Annotated in this window: 16 protein-coding genes; 10 read left to right on the top strand and 6 right to left on the bottom strand. The window is 55.1% G+C overall.

Translation table 11 applies throughout. From position 1 onward, the window contains the following. Window positions 1-9 precede the first annotated feature (9 nt). The gene (locus tag IE156_RS12445; protein WP_189392836.1) at window positions 10-1,041 is read left to right on the top strand and encodes an LLM class oxidoreductase; all 1,032 of its coding nucleotides are present in this window, start codon (window positions 10-12) and stop codon (window positions 1,039-1,041) included. 18 nt (window positions 1,042-1,059) lie between these two features. After that, on the top strand, window positions 1,060-1,554 hold the full coding sequence (locus tag IE156_RS12440) for a GNAT family N-acetyltransferase (RefSeq protein ID WP_189392835.1): 495 nt from the start codon (window positions 1,060-1,062) through the stop codon (window positions 1,552-1,554). Between the two features lie 225 nt (window positions 1,555-1,779). On the opposite strand, the gene cml is transcribed toward IE156_RS12440, so the two are convergent. Both cml and IE156_RS12430 read right to left on the bottom strand, forming a co-directional pair. Next, window positions 1,780-2,967, bottom strand: a complete 1,188-nt coding sequence (gene cml / locus IE156_RS12435) for a CmlA/FloR family chloramphenicol efflux MFS transporter (protein ID WP_189392834.1) — start codon at window positions 2,965-2,967, stop codon at window positions 1,780-1,782. Between the two features lie 316 nt (window positions 2,968-3,283). Then, on the bottom strand, window positions 3,284-3,727 hold the full coding sequence (locus IE156_RS12430; protein WP_189392833.1) for a helix-turn-helix domain-containing protein: 444 nt from the start codon (window positions 3,725-3,727) through the stop codon (window positions 3,284-3,286). An 80-nt stretch (window positions 3,728-3,807) separates the two neighbouring features. Between IE156_RS12430 and IE156_RS12425 the strand changes: the two genes are divergently transcribed. The 4 genes from IE156_RS12425 (at window position 3,808) to IE156_RS12410 (ending at window position 6,589) form a co-directional block, all read left to right on the top strand. Continuing rightward, a complete protein-coding gene (locus tag IE156_RS12425) occupies window positions 3,808-4,332 on the top strand; it encodes a DUF2938 domain-containing protein (protein WP_189392832.1) in 525 nt (174 codons plus the stop codon). Window positions 4,333-4,687: 355 nt separating this feature from the next. After that, window positions 4,688-5,224, top strand: a complete 537-nt coding sequence (locus IE156_RS12420; protein WP_229841266.1) for a GNAT family N-acetyltransferase — start codon at window positions 4,688-4,690, stop codon at window positions 5,222-5,224. A 78-nt stretch (window positions 5,225-5,302) separates the two neighbouring features. Beyond that, complete coding sequence (gene trxA / locus IE156_RS12415) at window positions 5,303-5,623, top strand: thioredoxin (protein WP_189392831.1); 321 nt, start codon at window positions 5,303-5,305, stop codon at window positions 5,621-5,623. Window positions 5,624-5,734: 111 nt separating this feature from the next. After that, window positions 5,735-6,589, top strand: coding sequence for an arylamine N-acetyltransferase family protein (locus tag IE156_RS12410; RefSeq protein ID WP_189392830.1), 855 nt, complete (start codon window positions 5,735-5,737; stop codon window positions 6,587-6,589). A 42-nt stretch (window positions 6,590-6,631) separates the two neighbouring features. Here the strand turns inward: IE156_RS12410 and IE156_RS12405 are convergent, their stop codons facing one another. After that, window positions 6,632-7,513 carry a LysR family transcriptional regulator gene (locus IE156_RS12405; RefSeq protein WP_229841300.1) on the bottom strand — a complete coding sequence of 294 codons (882 nt, stop codon included), beginning with the start codon at window positions 7,511-7,513 and terminating at the stop codon, window positions 6,632-6,634. A 157-nt stretch (window positions 7,514-7,670) separates the two neighbouring features. Here IE156_RS12405 and IE156_RS12400 point away from each other — a divergent pair, with 157 nt between their 5' ends. After that, the gene (locus IE156_RS12400; RefSeq protein WP_189392828.1) at window positions 7,671-9,182 is read left to right on the top strand and encodes an MFS transporter; all 1,512 of its coding nucleotides are present in this window, start codon (window positions 7,671-7,673) and stop codon (window positions 9,180-9,182) included. 116 nt (window positions 9,183-9,298) lie between these two features. Here the strand turns inward: IE156_RS12400 and IE156_RS12395 are convergent, their stop codons facing one another. Beyond that, window positions 9,299-9,853, bottom strand: coding sequence for a GNAT family N-acetyltransferase (locus IE156_RS12395; protein WP_189392827.1), 555 nt, complete (start codon window positions 9,851-9,853; stop codon window positions 9,299-9,301). A gap of 136 nt (window positions 9,854-9,989) precedes the next feature. On the opposite strand from IE156_RS12395, the gene IE156_RS12390 reads away from it, so the two are divergent. Further along, window positions 9,990-10,844 carry an AraC family transcriptional regulator gene (locus IE156_RS12390; protein ID WP_189392826.1) on the top strand — a complete coding sequence of 285 codons (855 nt, stop codon included), beginning with the start codon at window positions 9,990-9,992 and terminating at the stop codon, window positions 10,842-10,844. Here IE156_RS12390 and IE156_RS12385 read toward each other — a convergent pair. Then, entirely contained in the window at window positions 10,841-11,743 is a 903-nt protein-coding gene (locus IE156_RS12385; RefSeq protein ID WP_229841265.1) for an aminoglycoside phosphotransferase family protein, read from the bottom strand. The two genes, IE156_RS12390 and IE156_RS12385, sit on opposite strands and share 4 nt — an antisense overlap. A 95-nt stretch (window positions 11,744-11,838) precedes the next feature. Next, window positions 11,839-12,570, bottom strand: coding sequence for a histidine utilization transcriptional repressor HutC (hutC, locus tag IE156_RS12380; protein ID WP_189392825.1), 732 nt, complete (start codon window positions 12,568-12,570; stop codon window positions 11,839-11,841). A 248-nt stretch (window positions 12,571-12,818) separates the two neighbouring features. Here hutC and hutU point away from each other — a divergent pair, with 248 nt between their 5' ends. After that, window positions 12,819-14,549, top strand: coding sequence for a urocanate hydratase (gene hutU, locus IE156_RS12375; protein ID WP_189392943.1), 1,731 nt, complete (start codon window positions 12,819-12,821; stop codon window positions 14,547-14,549). A 17-nt stretch (window positions 14,550-14,566) separates the two neighbouring features. Continuing rightward, the gene (gene hutH / locus IE156_RS12370) at window positions 14,567-16,102 is read left to right on the top strand and encodes a histidine ammonia-lyase (RefSeq protein ID WP_189392824.1); all 1,536 of its coding nucleotides are present in this window, start codon (window positions 14,567-14,569) and stop codon (window positions 16,100-16,102) included. Window positions 16,103-16,290: the final 188 nt, after the last annotated feature.

Raw genomic sequence — 16,290 nt, 5'->3', positions numbered from 1 at the left:
GACATCATCATGACTTTTGAAACACCCGTAACCCAAGGCGCTTCCTTCCCCGCTTTTGAGGCGCATCCTGGCTATCGACGCATGTTTGCACCTGATCGCCTGACTCTGGGCATCTTTTTGCCCCTGCGTTTTTATCAGGGCGATATGAGCGTGTTGGCCGGCCAGGCTGAGCTGGTAGAGGCCATAGACCGCCAGGATTTTGCGGCAGTCTGGGTACGCGATGTACCTTTGTACGATCCAGGTTTTGGTGATGCGGGGCAGATATTTGATCCCTTCACCTATTTGGCTTTTTTGGCGGCTCGCACCAAGCGCGTGGCGTTGGCCACAGGCAGCACGATTTTTTCTTTGCGTCATCCTATTGATCTGGCCAAATCGGCCTTTACCATTGACCAGCTATCAGGAGGCCGTTTGGTGTTGGGCATTGCGTCCGGAGACAGGCCGGTTGAGTTTCCCGCCTATGGCTTGGAGCATGCCCAACGAGGGGAGCGCTTTGCACAGGCAGTCACGTATTTTCGGCAACTGATGCAGTCCGGCAGGCTGGCTATCGACTCCCCTTTAGGGCGGTTTGATACGGCCGAGCTTCTACCAAAACCAGTCCACGGTTCTATTCCCTTGATTGTTACCAGCTCCTCGGGGCAGTCGCCCGAATGGATTGCAGAACAGGCTGATGGCTGGCTGACCTACCCCGACGCCACGCATAACTTGCTGGGTCCGCAAAGGCTGGCCGCTAAAATCCAGGCGTGGCGCGCCCGGATTCCAGACGGGGGATTCCGCCCACACATGACTAATGAGTGGTTGGATTTGGTGGACGATCCTGATTATCCGCGCACACCCTTGCAAGGTGGTTTTACACTGCGTACCGGACGCAAGGGTCTGATCACCTTACTGGAGCAATGGCAGGCAGCCGGGGTGAACCATGCGGCACTAGGTATTCAGTTCGCGCAGCGGCCTGCTGCGGAGATCATTCAGGAACTGGCTGAATATGTGCTGCCACATTTTGCTTCGCACCAGCCGGCACCCGCCCTTGCAACAGCGTGGTAGTAAATGGGGAAAATAAGCATGAATAGCCGTGCAGAACAGCCCGTTGTCGAGGGCACTGAAATCCGGGATTTGATGCCAGAAGATCGGCAAGAATGGGAGTCGTTGTATCGGCACTATGCCGAATTTTATAGGGAGCCCATGAATGAAAATATCTTGGGCCGCACCTGGTCTTGGTTGATGGATGCGCAGCATCCTTTACAAGGCAAGGTCGTAGCGGCGGTGAACGGTAAGCTGCTGGCCCTGGCGCACTATCGTCCGTTTCCAGAGCCTTTGTTAGGGAAGGATGCTGGTTTTCTGGATGATCTGTTTGTGCTGCCTGAACAGCGTGGTGGTGGGCTGGGCCGTCGTTTGATTGACGCAGTGGCGCAGGCAGGCCAAGAACAGGGCTGGCCTTTTCTGCGCTGGATTACGGCACAAGGTAACGCCCAGGCGCGGTGTCTTTACGACGGTCTGACTCAGGCAACAGCGTGGGTAACGTATGACTTGAGTTTGAATGACCTTGGGGATGCATAAAGCTGAAGGTGTCTGGTCCGTTTTATAGAGGGGGAGAGGGTTTGGTGCAGAAACCCTTCGAGGCTCTTCTCATCAGAAAGGACTACGCTGCTCATTGATTTAATGTCCGTAATACCAATCCTTATGATGGCTTAGGACTGATATTACGGACATTGGCAGTCTTTCTACCTTGGAGCGCACGCCAATTTGCTCGTTTTGTACATGCGGTTCAAAGGCCAGTGAATATCACTTCGTGGCTTTCAGCCGCTCCAAACTTATCAAGACCACACTGCTCATAAACAGAGCAAAAACTACCAAAGGCCAAGCGGTATCACCGTTAAGCAGGGTGACCGCCAAGGTGCCAACTAGGCTAACTATCAGGCTTTCCACGCAGAAGTAGATAGCAACCGCTGAACCAGCTACCTCGTTGAACTCGGCCAATGCTCCGTTGGCAGTGACGGACACGGTCATCACAATGCCGACGGCGGCCATCCACATGGTCAGGATAAAGCTGGTAAAGGAGGGTTTAAACAGGAGTTGTCCCCCTGCCAGCAAAAGGGCGGCAAGGACGATCAAGCCCATGCCACGCGCCAGGCTCCCGGCAATCCCCCAGCGTGCCACAAAGGTTTTGGACAGGCGTGTGGTTGCAATCATCACCAAAGCGACGCTGGCAAAGGCCAGGCTGAAGTTCATTTCTGAATAGCCTGCTTGTCCGATCAAGATCCGTGGTGCGGTAGAAAAGTAGACAAAAAATGTCCCCATTCCGGTGGAAAACCCCAAGGTATAGACCCAGAATGCCCGGCTTTTGAATACCGCCAGGGCTGATCGCGGTGTGTGAGTTGTTTTGACAGGCAGGGTTTCGTGCCATTTGAACAGTGCATGAACCCAGGCCAGAAAACCTAAGCCTGCCAGCGTCAGGAAGATGGCTTTCCATCCAGCTAGCTGGGCAATCAATGCACCCATAATGGGCCCCAGAGCGGGGACAAAGGCCAGGATGGAGCTGAAGAGGCTGTAGATCACCACACCTTCGGGGCGATCGGCATAGACATCGCGCACCGTGGCAAACAAGGCCACGATGGTGGCCGAAGCACCCAGTGCCTGCAGCAGGCGGAACCCCACGAAAGCCCAAGCGGAGCCGGACAAGGCGGCTGCTGTGGAGGCCAGTACAAATAGGGCGGCACCCCCAAGCAAAACAGGTCGTCTGCCAATGCGATCAGACAGGGGGCCAAAGATCAGTTGCCCAGCACCCAATACCAGCAGGTACAGGCTGAGAGTGAGCTGGATGATGGCAGGCGTGGTGTCCAACAAGCCCGGCATGGCCGGTACTACAGGCAGGTAAATATCCATCCCCAAAGAGGCGAGGATGTCGAACGGTGCCATCAGCAGCAAGGTGGCCGGCAGCGTATAAGCCCAGGAAGAGCGTGAGGAAGACATAACAAAATTACCACTCGAAAAAAGAGATCGGGCGGCGTCTGTTTGTTAGCAATCAGCGGGATTGGAAGTACAGAACGCCGCAACAAGACAAAAGCTTGTTGCGGCTTACTCAGTTGCTGATTCAGTGCTCGTCATGGAGACGGCTCCTCACATAAATACTGTAAATGTTGGGTGTGTCATGACCAATGCCTGTTTGGCACAGGCTGCGTAGCCTTGGGGGGATAGTAAGGCCACAGCGCGACAGAGGCCCATTATAGGGCGAGGTTTTCTGCAGCCTCTACGGAGCCAGTTTGGAGCTAGTGTTGGTTTTTGGCATTTACATCGCTTTGGCGATGCGAGCCATCGTCTCGCTGGAACCACTTGTTTTGTTCTTTTTGACGCGGTTGGCAGCCGCCTTTAGCAAACGCTGGAATTGCGGGCACTGCGTATGGTTTGTGGCCGGGCAGTGGGCCGCGTGGCGTAGGCCGTCGCTCATGGCGCGCAGGCGCTTGATGGTGGCGTCAAGTTGATCGGCCTTGGACAGCAGCAATTGCCGGTCCACTTGCGGAGCGCCGTCGGGGGGCAGCATCGCCCGTATTTCTTCCAGCGATAGTCCGCCTGCCTGTCCCAAGGCAATCAAGGCCAATTGATCCAGTACCTGTGGGGTGAAACGTCGCCGCTCGCCCGGCGCGCTGACGGCGCTAATCAAGCCTTGGTTGTCGTAATAACGCACGGTGGAGGAGGGCAAACCAGTCTGTTTGGCGACTTCTGAAATATCCATTTTGCACCTCTTGACTTGAAGTTGACTTCAACTTCTATGATGGCTGAAAACGAGGTGCTTATCAACGGGAAGGATGCACAATGCTATCGATGAATGAGTGGCTACACGTGATTCTGGTCGGGGTCGGGGCAACCATTGTGATGGATATCTGGGGCCTGATTCAAAAGGCGATGGGCGTGCCTACCTTGAATTACGCCATGGTGGGGCGCTGGGCCGGGCATTTGCTGCGTGGCCAGATTGCACATCGCAATATTGGCAAGGCTGCACCGATTGCAGGGGAATCCCCTTTGGGTTGGGCAATCCACTACGCCGTGGGTATTGCCTTCACTTTTCTTCTGGTCGCGGTCTACGGCACGGCGTGGTTGCAAGACCCTCGCTGGCTGCCTGCAGTCATCGTGGGCACCGCCACGGTGGTGATGCCCTTTTTTGTATTGCAGCCTGCTCTGGGTGCCGGTGTGGCTGCGTCGCGCACTCCCACGCCTTGTGCTAACCGTTGGCGCAGTGTGCTGGCGCACGCAATTTTCGGTCTGGGCATGTATCTTGCCGCTTGGCTGATTAAGCAAATTGCGTGGGGCAATGGAAATTTGCTGGAACATCTGTCATGAGTCGTCTTAACACCACTGGGACTATCCCGTCCGCTGTGTATTTGCTTGTACTGAGCCTGTTGCCATGTGTAGTGCGGAGTTTTTGATGGGCAGCATCTTGCCCATGATTGCCTAGGGTCTGCGTATCTCTTTGCCCACCGCAGGCACCCTGATTTCCTACTTTGCAGTGAGGCCACAGGCTGGCGGGCGCCACCAATGCCTCTGCTTTCCAGGCAGGTTTGATGCTGGCTCCTTAGTTGGCTGGCATTCCGATCCGTTTCAGGAGGGGGCGAAGGATGTTTGAAAGCTCTAGGCAGAATCATAGCGCCGCTATGTTTTACTGCCGGGAGTGGTTAATGAAGTCAGGAGTAAAGCGATGAACAAAATCGGGGTCTATATGGAGCAATGGCTAATACGTCGCGCGATTGAGCAAGACGTGCCCGCCGTGCTCGCACTGTTTGACGAAGTCATTGCCTGGTTTGTGGAAACGGGAAATCAGGGACAGTGGGGTACAGAACCCTGGTCGGCTCAGTCGCATCAGGCGGCACGAATTCGTGAAGCTTGTGCCTTGCCCGGTGCCTGGGTGGCAGAAGACCAAACAGGCCATGTTCAGGGTGCCTTGATTCTGGGTGAGGCCCTGCCCTATGTGTCGGCTGCCAGTGAGCCAGAGGTCTACGTCCGTGTCTTGATCAGTTCTCGCGATCGGCAGGTACGGGGCTTGGGACGTGACTTGCTGGGTTTTGCGGATGATCAGGCTCGTCGTGCCGGTGTGCAGCAGCTGCGTGTGGATTGCTACGGCGGTGGTACCGGCGCCTTGGTGCGTTTTTATGAATCGTGTGGCTATGAACGCCTTGCCACCTTCCAGGTAGAAGACTGGCCCGGCCAGTTGCTGGGACGCCGTCTGCCTGTCTGATTGTTGTCTCGGGCAAGCACTGCACAGTGACTGCCTGACGCGCGCTATCCCGTTCTTACCTTTTTGGAGTTTTCGCTCATGCTCAAGACACTTAATAACGACAATTTTGATGCTGAACTGGACCAGGCATCCCATGTATATGCCGTGCGCTTTTGGGCGCAATGGTGTGGCCCTTGCCGGGTCATGGCACCGATCTTCAATACGATTGCTGACGATATGCAGGGTAAAGCTCAGTTTGGCGAAGTGGATCTGGATAAGTCGCCTGATCTGGCAGCGCGCTATGGTGTCCAAAGTATCCCTACGGTTTTGCTGTTCAAAGAGGGCATGGTGATTGATCGCTTGATTGGCGCAGTTCCCAAACAGAGTTTGGTGAATTTCGTCAGTCAGCACGCCGCTTGAGCCACTAAGGATCTGCCGCGCTGCTGACAATGGGGTGTCAGTGGGGTGGCAGATCCGGCTCTCCTATTAGGCCGCCTTGTTTTTCATAATCGCGATTTTCGGTGGTGTCGGATGACTGTCATTTCACAAACCGCTTTTCTGAGTGCTTACTTTGCCCGTATCGGCTATCAGGGGCCTGTAGAGCCAAGCCTGGAGGTTTTGCAGCAACTGCACCTGCTGCATCCCCAAGCGATTCCCTTTGAGAATATTGCGCCCTATATGGGTGAGGGTGTGCCACTGGATCTGGATGCCATTGTAGAAAAAATGATCCAGCGTCAGCGTGGTGGATATTGCTTTGAACACAACACGCTGTTCTTGGCTGTGTTGCAGGAAATAGGCTTTACCGTCACCCCCTTGATTGCCCGTGTGCGCTGGCAAGTGCCTGCTGAGGTAGAAACCGGCCTGACCCATATGTTGTTGCGCGTGGATCTTGAAGGCCGCAGCTGGTTTGTTGATGTGGCGTTTGGTTCTACCACTCAGACCGCGCCCTTGGAGTTTGTGCTGGATACCCCACAAACCACGCCCCATGGTGTGTATAGGATTGCGCAGGCGGGGGATGAGCTGAGTGTGCAGTTTCAGTGCCCTACCGGATGGCAGACGGTGTATCACTACACCTTGGCCCGGGCTTCACAGATCGATTTTGAGATTGGTAATTGGTACACCTCGACTTATCCGCAATCGGTGTTTTTGAATAGCCTGTTGATCAGCCGCACCCAGCCCGGTGTGCGCGAATTAATGGTGAATGACACCTATACGCAGCGTGATAACGCAGGGCTTTATCAACGGCATCAATATACGGATGCCGTGGCTTGGGCAGAGTGTTTGCGGACGCGGCTGGGCCTGAATTTAAGTACCGAAGAAGCCGCCGATCTGTTCCAGCGTATCAGTCAGATTGCAGGTCCCGCTGCCGAGCTAACGGGGGGCTGATCGTCTCAGGCCGAGCTGCTTGAGGCAGCAGGGCCTGCTTACTCAGGGCTTCAACACCGTATTGCTCATGCAGTCGATAAAGGCGCGCAGCTTGGGCGACAGGTTGCGGCTGGCGGGCCAGATAATCCAAAGTGGCACGACATTATGGGTGTCGTTATCCAGAATGGTTTGCAGACGTCCGCTGCTTAAATGCTCCCCCACGGTGAAGTCCGGCAGGCAGGCAATGCCCTGACCCTGTAAGGCCAGGTGCACCCGCATTTCCACACTATTGCATACCAGGGTGCGGGGTAGATCCGGCAGGTCCTGAGTGTTGGGCAGGGGCCATTGCTCCAAGCGTCCGGTATTGGGGAATCGGTAATGCAGGCAGGCATGGTTCTGCAGATCTTGGGCGTGTTGAGGGCGGCCATGTGTTTGCAGGTAGTCGGGGGACGCGGCCAGGACACGGCTAAACGTGCCTAGACGGCGACGCATCAGGCCAGAGTCATTCAGGGTGCTGGCGCGTATGGCGACATCAAAGCCTTCGCCAATAACATCGACCAAACGATCAGAAAAATCCAGATCCAGTTCTACCGCGGGGTAACACTGCATGAATTGGGTAATGGCTTGCTGAAACAGGCCGCTATAGCGCGGCAGGCTGATGCGTAAGGTGCCGCGTGGCATTTCGCTGGCCTGGGACATTTCCAGTTCCGCTGCCTCGATTTCACAGAGGATACGGCGGCAGCGCTCCAGAAAAATTTTGCCATCGGCCGTCAGGGCCAGGGTGCGGGTGCTGCGGTGAAACAAGCGCACTTTCAGGCGTTCTTCCAGGCGGGCGATGGATTTACCGACCGTAGAGGGCGAGATGCCGGATTCGCGTGCCACGGCCGAGAAGCTCAGGCGCTCGGCCACTCGTACGAACAAACCGATATTTCTTAGATTTTCCATCATGGTGCCGACCTATTTAAGAATTTATTTCCTAAGTATTAATAACTGTAGTGTATTTTTCTTTATGGCGGTGGCGCTTAAGCTTTTGAAAATCCCCCGAATGGGCATGCCTGCTCATTCTTGTCAGGCACTAACGCTTTTGCAGCAAACGAGAACCATGCTTTCCATTTCATCTTCGCCGGCCATGCGCCGGCTGCAGTTACTGTCAGCCTGTTTAACGGCTTTATTGATCCCCCTTTGCTTTACCGGGCCTGCGGTTGTGTTGTCTGTCATCAGCGTGGAGCTAGGTGGCAGCGCTGCGCAACTGAGCTGGATCATGAATGCCTATATTTTGAGTTATGGCGGTGCCATGATGGTGTCGGGCAGCCTGACTGATATCTACGGGCAACGGCGTATCTGGCTGATTGGTCTGGCCTGGTTCTGTGTCTTCACGGTAGCCATTCCTTTGATGCCTTCCGTTTTCTGGATTGATATCTTGCGCATGCTGCAAGGTTTGGGTGGGGCAGCGGCCTTTGCAGCCGCTATGTCTTCCCTGGCCCCCTTGTTTGAAGGGCGTGCCCGTGCGCGGGCGTTCAGCTTGTTAGGTACGTCTTTTGGCCTGGGGCTGTCCTTCGGTCCCTGGTTCTTTGGCTGGATTGTGGAAGCAATCCAATGGCAAGGGGTGTTCTACGCGACAGGGGCTATTGGAATCGTGGGTTTGCTACTGGTCTTTATCAGCACCCCGCCTAGTCAGGGCGGTTCGCAGGGCTCTTTGGATTGGCCGGGTGCCATCAGCTTTACGCTGGCCTTGGGCCTGTTTACCTATGGCATGTTGCTGATCCCGGAGCGAGGTTGGTCCGATACGCTGGTGCTGTCTGCTTTGCTGGCTTCTGTCGTGGCTTTGCTTGGCTTTATCTGCATAGAGCGGCGTGTCGCCCAGCCCATGATCGATTTAAGTTTCTTCCGTGACCCCAGTTTCGTAGGCGTGCAGGCTTTGGCCGCAGCCCCGGCCTTTCTGTTCATTGTGCTGATTGTGATCTTGCCGGGACGTTTTATCGGTATTGATGGCTATGGTGCTTTGCAGGCTGGGCAGATGATGATTTGGTTGGCTGCGCCCTTATTGATTGTGCCGTTTGTGGCCGCTTTGCTGACGCGCTGGCTGACGGCAGGGACTTTATCCAGCGTGGGCTTGCTGCTGGTAGCTGGGGGCCTATGGTATCTGGCCCAGGGTTTTGAGTCAGGAGGCGGGCAGGCACTGCATTTGCCCTTGTTGCTGATCGGGATCGGTATTGGTTTGCCCTGGGGCTTGATGGACGGCATGGCCGTTAGCGTAGTGAGTCCGGACCGAGTGGGCATGGCTACAGGTATTTTTAATACAGTGCGAGTCTCTGCGGACGGCGTGGCGATTGCGGTCATCAGTGTTTTGTTGGCCACCTTGATTCAGCAGCGTTTAGGCGTGGATGCCACTGTGTTTACGCAGGAAGCGGTTATGGAGGCGGCAAGCCGGGCAGCCTTGGGTGACTTGCAGCTGGCAGCACAACAGTTGCCGGGTTTGGAGGCGCAATTGGCCCAGAGTTATGCTGCTTCATTCTTGATGGTCTTGCATGCTTTGGTTGTTCTGGCGGCCTTGACGGCGTGCGTGCTCTTTCTCTTGTTAAGACAGCCCAAGCGCGTACTGCAAACGGCGTAAGTCGTATAGGTGTAGATAGAAAAACGCCCTGAACATGAAGGCCCCCAATGCTTAAACCAAAGTTTGGGGGCCGTTCAACACCCAGAGCGGCGGCGTGGGTGTGTATAAGGCAAGGGTCAGGCCTGTTTTTTAGGCAGAGCCAGCCATTGCTCGGCTGTAATGCGGCTGATGTGTTCAGTCCGGTAATCCTGCAGGAACGGGTTGTACTTGTTTTCCTCGGTGTGGTGATGGCGAAAGCCACATTTGCTCTGCGCAATCTGCGATTGGGCATTGTTGGCAAAGTAGCCGCACCACAGGGCCTTTAGCTGCATGGTTTCAAAAGCATGTCGCATCACCTCGCGTACCGCCTCGGGGATCAGGCCCTGGCCCCAGTAAGGGACGCCAATCCAATACCCGATTTCGCCTTCTTGCTCGCTGATCTTGAAGTTGCTGTTTTCACCCATCAAGATGCCAATGCAGCCCACCGCCCGGCCATTTTCTTTAAGCACGACCGCATACACTTCGGGCATATTGAAAACCGTGCGGATGATCTCGGCACTTTCCTCAATGCTGGTGTGAACTGGCCAACCGGCAATGGGGCCGACGCGTTCGTCTTTGGCGTATTCGTACAAATCTGCAGCGTCTGTGTCCTGCCAGGGGCGTAAAATCAGTCTTTCTGTCTGTAGTTTCATTTTCTATACTCATGATTAAGCAGGAAACAGAATAGAGTCTGGCCGACACACGGGACAGAGCAGTACCTTGGCATTTTCGGTACTTTTAGCAAGTCCTGCGTATTGCTGCATAAGCGGCCAAGAACAGACGGGCACCATGCACCACATTCCACAATTATTCAGCAGCAAAGAAGGCCTACTGACTGGCGAAACCACGCTGGCCGAGGGCCTGGGGATGCCTTTGTCTTTTGGTCACGCCTATATGAGCTTGATGATTTGTGTGTCGGGCAGCGCACTGCTTAGCCTGAACTTCAAAGAGCAGGCTGTACAGCGTCATGATGTACTGGTGCTGGCCGAAGACACGATTGCCTTGCTGAAACGACGCTCGCGCGGGTTTAAGGTGTTTTTTCTCTTGATGCCCAAGGATTTGGCGGCTGAGGTGGCTTATCAACTGCCCAATCCCTTGTTTGTCTTTTTGCACGACCATCCCTTGTGCGTACCTCCCAAAAAAGACCAGGTGTTGTTGGCGGCTTGGTTAGTGCAATTGCGCGCGATTGTGCAGACCCGCACGCTGTATCAGCACATCATGCTGCGTAATCACTTGCAGACCTTCTTTTTACGCATTGCCGAGCAGATTCCGCCCGAATACCAGGGCAGTCAGCAGTTCAGCCGCAAGGAAATGATCAGCTGGCGCTTCTGGGAGATGATTGGTCAACAGTGCAGACAGCACCGCGATGTGAAGTTCTATGCCGATGCGCTCAACATCACACCGTTTTACCTGTCACAACTGACTAAAGAGTTTTTCAACGACAGCCCCAAGACCTTGATCGACAGACAGGTGATCCTGGAGATCAAGGCGTTGCTTTCCTACAGTCAGCTGGCGATTGGGCAGATTGCCGATAAGCTCAGTTTTGAGGACCCCTCGTATCTGTGCCGTTACTTCAAGCGTCAGACAGGGCTGTCGTTGACCCGCTATCGCCAGCATGAACAGCTAGAAAGCGGGCAGGACTAAAGGACGGTTGATTGCAAGGCGTGTGCTGCCATGGTGGCAATCTGCAGGGCAATATCGGCATCGGATTCGTCTTCAAAATGCCAGATGGCTGACAGCCCGCACCAGGCCAGAGTCCATTGCAACAGCCTGCGTCTGTCCAGCTTGGCGTGCTTAGATACGGTGTCGACACGCGTTAGAAACCGATCCGCATTGATTGCGCTTTCCGCGTCCGGGTTGCAAAAGAGATTGGCGTAGTCGAAAGCACGCTCTCCGATCAAGCCTTTGGGGTCGATAGCCAGCCAGCCGCGAGGCCCAAAATCCAGAATATTGTGATGATGAATATCGCCATGCAGACAAACAAGCTCGCGTGGCTGGGAGAGCAATTCCCGCATGGTTTGGCGAGCAAGCAAGACAATAGGGTGCAGGCTGGTATCGACCTGCTCCAAAGACTGAAACCAGTCGTGTAGTGGCGTGAGGGTATTGGGAGTGGCACGGGCTGCCTGAGTACCTTTTTTGGGGTGAGAACTCTGATGCAACTGGGCTACGACATCGCAAATAATGCGGCTGGCTTGTTCATCCTGGCCGGAGTGGCTCATCGTCACCAGACTCTGCGTCTCTGTAGCGCGCTCCATCAATAAGGCGTTTTCTGAGCGGGCCAGAACTTTGGCCGCACCCTGGCCTTGCCACCATTCCAGCAGATCGTAGCCCTGGATTTCTTCCGGCGAGGTGGAGACTTTCAGCATGGCCGCTTGCCCGTGCCATCGTACCGGCAGCAAGATCGCATTGCTGGTTTCAATGGAGGGGCCATCGGCCAGCAGATTCCAGTGTTGCAGGTAAGGGAGCAGTGGGTTCGGCATGGGGGAGGTTGTCGGCAGCAAATGCAAGTCTGGGGAACCAAAAAACCAAGCGTAGTGAGTCAAACAAGGATCTGGCCTGAAGGTGCAGTCGCCAAAGCCCCACCACGACAAGAGCTTGGGCTTTTGCCTTTTACACTCAAACGTAGCGCCTTTCCTGCTTACATTCGCCCCGTGAATTTGTAGCGATCCCCCGGATGCCATAAGCGGGCATGGGTGGTGAATTGCTCGCTGGAAAAAGTGCGGCGGTCCATCACCAAACAGGGCTGCTGCTCTTTCATCTGCAGGGCTTGAGCAATAGCGGTGGGAGGCACCAGCACCTCGATGCTGTAAAAGCCGGTGGGCAAGGGTGCCACCCGCACCAGATATTCATTCGGCGTGATCTGGCTCCAGTCCTGCTCCATGTAATCCGGGGCCATGTGCGCATCTACCAGGCGATCTTCGTATTGGATAGGCAGGCCGTTTTCAGCATGAACAATAATGGAATGAAACAAGGCGGCGCCCGGTGCAATGCCATACAAACGTGCTTGGGTAGGACTGGCTTGCAGACGCTCAATGCTCAACACCTGACAGCTGTGTTGATGGCCCCGTTCCCGTATGTCCTGCGCAATGCTGCGTATCTCGATCAAGGTGGACTGGAATTTGGGTTGTGCCACATACGTGCCCGAGCCTTTGATACGGATGAGCAGGTCGTCATTCGTCAGTTCGCGCAGGGCACGATTGACTGTCATGCGCGAGACGGAAAATTGTTCGCATAAGGCTAATTCAGTGGGAATCAGATCGCCTTCACGCCATTGCCCGGACTGGATTTTTTCCAGTACAAAATTTTTGATTTGCAGATAGGCGGGCAGAGCTGATTCGGCGGACGAAGGATTCGTCAGGGGGGCATCCATTCTTGCGTTTTCCTGTAAGGCTTATTCACACGAAAAATAGCCTTGTATTGTCTCGTGCTTAGATAGCAGGCCGGGGGTAATCCTGCTACACAGGGCTTTTCTGTATATGTATAGACAATTAAAAGAAATGACTATACATTGGCATGAGCTTACAAGAAAACCGTTGTTTTGTCGGCGCTTTGACCTGCCTTAGCGGTGTGGAAATAGCTAGTCGGATAGAACCAGCGCGTATCCAGACGACACCTCAGATGGAGGACATCACCATGCCTGATCATCACCCTTCGGCGGCCAGCCAAGACCCTCGTTTTGATGCCAGTCGGCAGATCCATGCTCCCACAGGCGCTCAGCTCAGTTGCAAGAACTGGGTAGCTGAAGCGGCCTACCGCATGATTCAGAACAATCTGGACCCGGCTGTGGCAGAAAACCCCCAGCATTTGGTGGTGTACGGCGGCATCGGCCGTGCGGCCCGCAATTGGGAGTGCTACGACCAGATCTTGGCCAGCCTGCGGGAATTGGACGACGACCAAACTTTATTGATTCAATCCGGCAAGCCGGTGGGGGTCTTTCGCACTCATAGTGATGCGCCGCGTGTCCTGCTGGCCAACTCCAATCTGGTGCCTAAATGGGCTAATTGGGAGAAGTTCCACGAACTGGATCAGGCCGGTTTGTTCATGTACGGGCAGATGACGGCGGGCAGCTGGATCTACATTGGCAGCCAGGGCATTGTGCAAGGTACGTACGAAACCTTTGCTGAAGCAGGCCGTCAGCATTTTGGTGGTTCACTGGCCGGGCGCTGGGTTCTGACTGCCGGTTTGGGTGGTATGGGTGGCGCACAGCCTTTGGCGGCGACCTTTGCCGGTGCCGTATCGCTGACTATTGAGTGTAAGCAAAGCAGTATCGACTTTCGTTTGCAGACCCGCTATCTGGATAAACAGGCGCGTGATCTGGATCATGCGCTGGAGCTGATTGCTCAGCATACCGCTGCCAAAGAAGCCGTGTCGATTGGCTTGCTGGGTAATGCTGCTGATGTCTTGCCCGAACTGGTGCGACGCGCGCAGGCCGGTGACCTGAAACCTGATCTGGTGACAGACCAGACCTCGGCGCATGACTTATTGAATGGTTATCTGCCTTCAGGATGGACGGTGGAGCAGTGGCAGGCGGCGCAGAAAGATCCTGCCCAACATGCTCATATTCAGCAAGCCGCTGCCAAGTCGTGTGCGGTGCATGTACAAGCCATGCTAGATTTCCAGAAAATGGGCGTTCACGTCGTGGATTACGGCAATAACATTCGTCAAGTTGCCTTGGATGAAGGCGTAGCAAACGCGTTCGACTTTCCGGGCTTTGTCCCTGCCTATATCCGCCCCTTGTTTTGTGAAGGTAAAGGCCCGTTCCGTTGGGTGGCCTTATCCGGTGACCCGGAAGACATTTACAAAACCGATCAAAGGATTAAAGAACTGTTTCCGGATAATCAGCACGTGCATCGCTGGCTGGATATGGCCCAGGAACGCATTGCTTTCCAGGGGCTACCTGCCCGTATTTGCTGGCTGGGCCTGGGCGAGCGCCACCTTGCCGGTTTGGCTTTCAACGAGATGGTGCGCAAGGGCGAGCTGAAAGCGCCCATTGTGATTGGTCGCGACCACCTGGATACCGGCTCGGTCGCCAGTCCCAACCGCGAAACCGAGAGCATGCGTGATGGCACGGATGCCGTGTCGGACTGGCCTTTGCTGAATGCGTTGCTAAATACCGCGGGCGGTGCCAGTTGGGTCTCTCTACACCACGGGGGTGGGGTGGGCATGGGTTACAGCCAGCACGCGGGCATGGTGATTGTGGCCGACGGTAGCGAGCAGGCTGATGCCCGTCTGGAACGGGTCTTGATTAACGATTGCGCCAGTGGTGTGATGCGTCATGCTGATGCAGGCTATGAGCTGGCAATTCAAACCGCCAAGAATTTTGGGCTGACACTGCCCATGATCAAATAAGAAAACAGGACAGAATGATGAGCAAGAGTATCGAGCTTTCTCCCGGGGCACTGACTTTGGCACAGTTGCGACAGATCTGGCAGGAACCGGTTGTTCTGACTCTGCCGCCAGAGGCGATTGGGGCAATGGATGCGTCCTCGGCCATTGTGGCCAAGATCATCCGCGAAGGTAATCCGGCCTACGGCATCAATACCGGCTTTGGCAAACTGGCCCAGCAGCGCATTCCTGATCACGACCTGGAGCAGCTGCAAAAAAATCTGATCTTGTCGCACTCCGTGGGTGTGGGCGAGCCGGTATCCGATGCGGTCGCCCGACTGATCATGGCCATGAAAATTGCCAGTCTGGCGCGTGGTTTTTCGGGCATACGTTCGCACGTGGTTACGACCTTGCTAGATATTCTGAATGCAGGCGTGGTGCCATTTATTCCGTCCAAAGGATCTGTGGGCGCATCGGGTGATCTGGCTCCTTTATCGCACATGACGCTGACCCTGATCGGGGAAGGACAAGCCAAGTGGCAGGGCGAGTGGATGCCTGCTCAGCAGGCTTTGGCCAAGGCCGGCATCACGCCGATTGTGCTGGCGGCCAAAGAAGGGCTGGCGCTGATTAATGGCACGCAAGTGTCTACCGCTTTAGCCTTAAATGGGCTGTTCCGCACCCAGACCTTATTCCGTAATGCGATTCTGGCCGGTGCCTTAAGTGTGGACGCTGCTAAAGGCAGCGACGCACCTTTTGACGCGCGTATCCATGAGCTGCGTGGTCAGCCAGGGCAGATCTACGCTGCGCGTTTGTATCGGGAACTACTGGCAGGCAGCCAGATTCGTCAGTCACATAGGGACAATGACAATAAGGTGCAGGACCCGTACAGCTTGCGATGCCAGCCCCAGGTTATGGGCGCGATTCAGGATCTGATTACGCAAAACGAACGTACCTTGCTGACCGAAGCCAATGCCGTTACGGATAACCCGCTGGTGTTCCCCGGCCAGAATGGCGAACCGGATCAGGTGATTTCTGGCGGCAACTTTCACGCCGAACCGGTGGCTTTTGCCGCCGATGGGTTGGCCCTGGCTATTGCCGAAATTGGCGCACTGGCAGAGCGACGGGTCGCTTTGTTGATTGACGCCAGTATCTCCGGTTTGCCACCGTTTCTAGTGCCATCAGCAGGCTTGAATTCGGGCTTCATGATTGCCCATGTCACAGCGGCGGCTTTGGCCTCGGAAAACAAGTCGTTGGCGCATCCGGCCAGTGTGGATAGCTTGCCGACCTCGGCTAATCAGGAAGATCACGTCAGCATGGCTACCTTTGCGGCGCGCAGACTGGAAGACATGGCACAGAATACGGCTGCCATTGTGGCGATTGAATTGCTATGTGCGGCACAGGGCATTGATTTCCATGCTCCCTTGTTGACTTCGGAACGTTTGCAGAACGTACAGGACGCAATTCGTCAGGCCGTGCCGTTCTATGATCAGGACCGTTATCTGGCTCCCGATATCGAGGCTGTGAAAGCCTTGGTGCTGGACGAGAGCCTGGCAGCGACGGCTGCTGATCTGTTCTAGTTTTCAGGAAGTACGGCTGATTTTTTTGTCTCCACGAACTTGTCCCTGGCCTGGATCACCAAGCCGGGGATTTTTTTGTTTTGCAGGACGGCTGCTAATCGACGGTTAGGAGGTGTGGCTTATATCAGATGCCGCTCCTATGAGGTGTTTGCCGCAAGCCTTAAGGGCGATTTGAGAGCCTCGTTCTG

This window comes from Alcaligenes pakistanensis, from assembly GCF_014652815.1.
Taxonomy (GTDB): domain Bacteria; phylum Pseudomonadota; class Gammaproteobacteria; order Burkholderiales; family Burkholderiaceae_B; genus Alcaligenes; species Alcaligenes pakistanensis.
The sequence above is the reverse complement of the archived record's forward strand: the minus strand, read 5'-3'. Positions and strand labels throughout refer to the sequence as shown.

Bases quoted from the DNA above. Each gene is read 5' to 3' on its own strand.
- IE156_RS12445 (WP_189392836.1), top strand. From the start codon at position 10: ATGACTTTTGAAACACCCGTAACCCAAGGCGCTTCCTTCCCCGCTTTT.
- IE156_RS12440 (WP_189392835.1), top strand. From the start codon at position 1,060: ATGAATAGCCGTGCAGAACAGCCCGTTGTCGAGGGCACTGAAATCCGG.
- cml (WP_189392834.1), bottom strand. From the start codon at position 2,967: ATGTCTTCCTCACGCTCTTCCTGGGCTTATACGCTGCCGGCCACCTTG.
- IE156_RS12430 (WP_189392833.1), bottom strand. From the start codon at position 3,727: ATGGATATTTCAGAAGTCGCCAAACAGACTGGTTTGCCCTCCTCCACC.
- IE156_RS12425 (WP_189392832.1), top strand. From the start codon at position 3,808: ATGCTATCGATGAATGAGTGGCTACACGTGATTCTGGTCGGGGTCGGG.
- IE156_RS12420 (WP_229841266.1), top strand. From the start codon at position 4,688: ATGAACAAAATCGGGGTCTATATGGAGCAATGGCTAATACGTCGCGCG.
- trxA (WP_189392831.1), top strand. From the start codon at position 5,303: ATGCTCAAGACACTTAATAACGACAATTTTGATGCTGAACTGGACCAG.
- IE156_RS12410 (WP_189392830.1), top strand. From the start codon at position 5,735: ATGACTGTCATTTCACAAACCGCTTTTCTGAGTGCTTACTTTGCCCGT.
- IE156_RS12405 (WP_229841300.1), bottom strand. From the start codon at position 7,513: ATGGAAAATCTAAGAAATATCGGTTTGTTCGTACGAGTGGCCGAGCGC.
- IE156_RS12400 (WP_189392828.1), top strand. From the start codon at position 7,671: ATGCTTTCCATTTCATCTTCGCCGGCCATGCGCCGGCTGCAGTTACTG.
- IE156_RS12395 (WP_189392827.1), bottom strand. From the start codon at position 9,853: ATGAAACTACAGACAGAAAGACTGATTTTACGCCCCTGGCAGGACACA.
- IE156_RS12390 (WP_189392826.1), top strand. From the start codon at position 9,990: ATGCACCACATTCCACAATTATTCAGCAGCAAAGAAGGCCTACTGACT.
- hutC (WP_189392825.1), bottom strand. From the start codon at position 12,570: ATGGATGCCCCCCTGACGAATCCTTCGTCCGCCGAATCAGCTCTGCCC.
- hutU (WP_189392943.1), top strand. From the start codon at position 12,819: ATGGAGGACATCACCATGCCTGATCATCACCCTTCGGCGGCCAGCCAA.
- hutH (WP_189392824.1), top strand. From the start codon at position 14,567: ATGAGCAAGAGTATCGAGCTTTCTCCCGGGGCACTGACTTTGGCACAG.